The organism is Rhizorhabdus sp. (genome assembly GCF_018006725.1).
Classification (GTDB): domain Bacteria; phylum Pseudomonadota; class Alphaproteobacteria; order Sphingomonadales; family Sphingomonadaceae; genus Rhizorhabdus.
In genome coordinates, this window is the sequence record NZ_JAGMXV010000436.1 from 1 (window position 1) to 2,799 (window position 2,799).

3 protein-coding genes and 1 pseudogene are annotated in these 2,799 nt (G+C 65.1%); 3 read left to right on the forward strand and 1 reads right to left on the reverse strand.

All coding sequences use genetic code 11. The annotated features are described in order from the left end of the window. The 3 genes from KAY22_RS27415 to KAY22_RS27425 all read left to right on the forward strand — a co-directional run. Nucleotides 1-181 (forward strand): efflux RND transporter permease subunit (locus KAY22_RS27415; protein WP_296626211.1); only part of this gene is annotated, 181 nt, incomplete at its 5' end. A gap of 11 nt (nt 182-192) precedes the next feature. Then, the gene (locus KAY22_RS27420) at nt 193-582 is read left to right on the forward strand and encodes a copper-binding protein (protein ID WP_007683329.1); all 390 of its coding nucleotides are present in this window, start codon (nt 193-195) and stop codon (nt 580-582) included. Nucleotides 583-830: 248 nt separating this feature from the next. Next, nucleotides 831-2,126 (forward strand): hypothetical protein, encoded by a 1,296-nt coding sequence (locus tag KAY22_RS27425; RefSeq protein WP_013039108.1) that lies wholly within the window; start codon nt 831-833, stop codon nt 2,124-2,126. Between the two features lie 121 nt (nt 2,127-2,247). On the opposite strand, the pseudogene KAY22_RS27430 reads toward KAY22_RS27425, so the two are convergent. Next, nucleotides 2,248-2,799: pseudogene (locus KAY22_RS27430) on the reverse strand (integrase); the annotation flags it as partial.

Here is a 2,799-nt window from a genome sequence, read left to right on the forward strand (position 1 = left end):
CGGCCTGCTGCCGATCCTGCTGGGATCAGGCGCGGGTTCGGAGGTCATGAGCCGGATTGCCGCGCCGATGATCGGCGGCATGCTGACCGCGCCCTTGCTCTCAATGTTCGTCCTGCCCGCCGCCTACCTGCTGTTGCGCCGGCCCAAGACCGATCCCATCCCTCAACCCGTTTCATCATGAAGGAGAAGACGATGAACCATGCACGACTGACCATTGCCCTCGGCCTCGCCGCCCTGACTGCCGCGTGCGGCAAGAAGGCGGAGGCCCCCGTTGCGACTGAGACCAACGAGGCGGCGCCCGCCGCGACCATGAGCGGCGACATGGGCAACATGTCGATGGCGCCTGACGCGAACGCCGCGATCAAGGCCAAGGGCCATGGCACCGTCACCGCGATCGACAAGGCGGCAGGCACGATCACGCTCGATCATGGTCCGATCCCGGAGGCCAAGTGGCCCGCGATGACGATGGCGTTCAAGGCCGCGCCGTCGATCACCGATGCGGTCAAGGTCGGCGACAAGGTCGATTTCGACCTCTCGCTCAAGGGCAGCGATGGCGAGGTCACCGCGATCGCAAAGCAGTGATCCGCTAAGTTCGACCGGAAAAAGCTGGTTGCGTCGCCGCTCCCGGGCGGCGACGCCCGTGCCGGCCGTCTGCCTGGCTGTGCGCCCGGTCGACGGTTGCGACCGGCAACGCCCAATGCCAGCGGCGTTTCCCTGCGCGATCACCGACAATTTGAGCACGCTTCGCGGATCGCACATTGAACGTGCAAGCCGCCCTTGCTCGCGATAGCCTGAACGGCAAGGAGCCCAGTTTAGATGACCCAGCCAGTATGACCTTGTTACCCGCGACACATCATGATCTCGTGAGCGAGCTTGTCCGTCGTTGGCGAGACGATCCCGGCGCCACCTATCGCTCCTGGTTTCTGTGGGACGAACGGCTGAAAAACTTCCGCTCCATCCGTCGCGGGCTGCAGCAGGTGGTCGCAGAAATCGAAAGTGGGCGGTTCGGCGTCGCCTATCGCGGCTCGTCACTGGAAACGGTTGTCCACTCGATCGCCGAACAGCGGCAGATCTTCAAGGGCGCCGACCATGCCTGGCTGTGGAAGCCCAAGCTGCGCATTCCAGACATCTACGAAAGCCCGGACAACCAGCGGGCGTTCGGTCGCCTGCTCGACAATTGCTCGTGCTGCGATACCGCCGAGGAGATCATCAGCCACATCCGCAGCATAGACGCGCTCAAGATCAAGGGGCTGGGGCCGGCGGCGGCCAACCTGCTCTATTTCCTTCACCCGACGCTGGTGCCGCCCTTCAATACCGCGATCGTCAAGGGCTACAATGCCGTCACCGGCGCCAAGGTGAAGCTCGGGTCATGGGATCATTTTCTCGCCATGCGCGCCGGCATCCTCGACCTCAACGACCGTTACCGCGAGTTGCTCTCCAACGATCTCGGCGCGATCGGCGGACTGTTGTTCGACATTGGCTCGGGCCGCTATCCCGCGCCACCGCTGGAGGATGACGCAACGGCGGCCGACGACTGGCTCGGCAGATTGGAACATGCCAGAGCGGAGGCAAGCCGGCTCGACAAGACAGCCGCCGCGCAGGGCGAAACCGATCGCACGCACGCCGAAATCCAGGCCTGGCTGCGCGACCTCGGCCATGCCCTCGGTTACGATGTGTGGATCGCCGCCAATGACCGCGGTCGACTTCACGCTGGCTGCCCGCTTGGACAGGGATGCCTCGAGCGCCTTCCAGACGCCATTGCGACCTCTCCCGGAGCGGACTCGATCCGCCTCATCGACGTGTTGTGGCTGGCGAAGGGTGGCGACGGCGTCGCCGCCGCGTTCGAGGTTGAACATTCGACCTCGATCTACTCGGGGATCGTGCGCATGCTCGATCTGGCGCTGTCGGGGAGCGATCTGCACGCTGCCGCCGGGCTATTCCTGGTCGCACCGAATGCGCGCGAGCAGGACGTTCGCGCGCAACTCCGTCGCCCGGCTTTCAGCCGTATTGCCGATCTCGACTTCGCCTATCTGCCCTATGGCGAGCTGGAGAGAAACAGGGACGCGATCGCTCGTTTTGGAACGGGATTGAAGGCCATCAAGGCGATCTCAAGCCCCCTTCCCTGAAACACGGACCATTGTGCCGCTGCTGGCAAGGGCCACCGGCCAGCTCCATAAGCTCATGCCGGTCCGATGAGGTTGCTTGGGGAGCGACGCCCTCCTGCAATCGAGTCGACCAGCGACCCCATCAGCCGATCTTCGCCATCAGCCTGCCCGCTGCGCCCTGCTCTGCAGCAAGGTTGCGATTATAGGCGAGTGGCATTCGCGGTGACTTCCACCGCAATGCATCCATGATCCCAGCCAGATCCTCTCCGCTCGCAAACAGATCCTGGTTCAGCCCGATCCGCGTCGAGTGCGCGCTGATGCCCTTGAGCAGCCGCGCCAGATCCTCGGCTGTGAGGTCGGGCAGAGCGCCACGATCGAACGCGCGCTGGATGATCGAGCGGAAGATCGGCCCGATCGAACCCGGGTGCAGCGCGACGGTGCCGATGTCATATTCGACCCGCGCCTTCACCGCAGGCCTGGGCAGCGTCTTGCGCAGATCCCAGGTCTCCCGCCCCGAGATGCTGTCGATCGGCCGACCGCGCACGGCGGCGCGCGCCTTGTAGCGCCGCACCTGCACCCGCCGGAACAGCGGCCCCGCCGTGATCCCGGCCGCTTCGGTCCAGGCCGCGATCGCCGACACGGTACGCGGGCTGAGATAGGCGGTTGCCCCCTCCCCGTCTTGATCGCCCTTGCT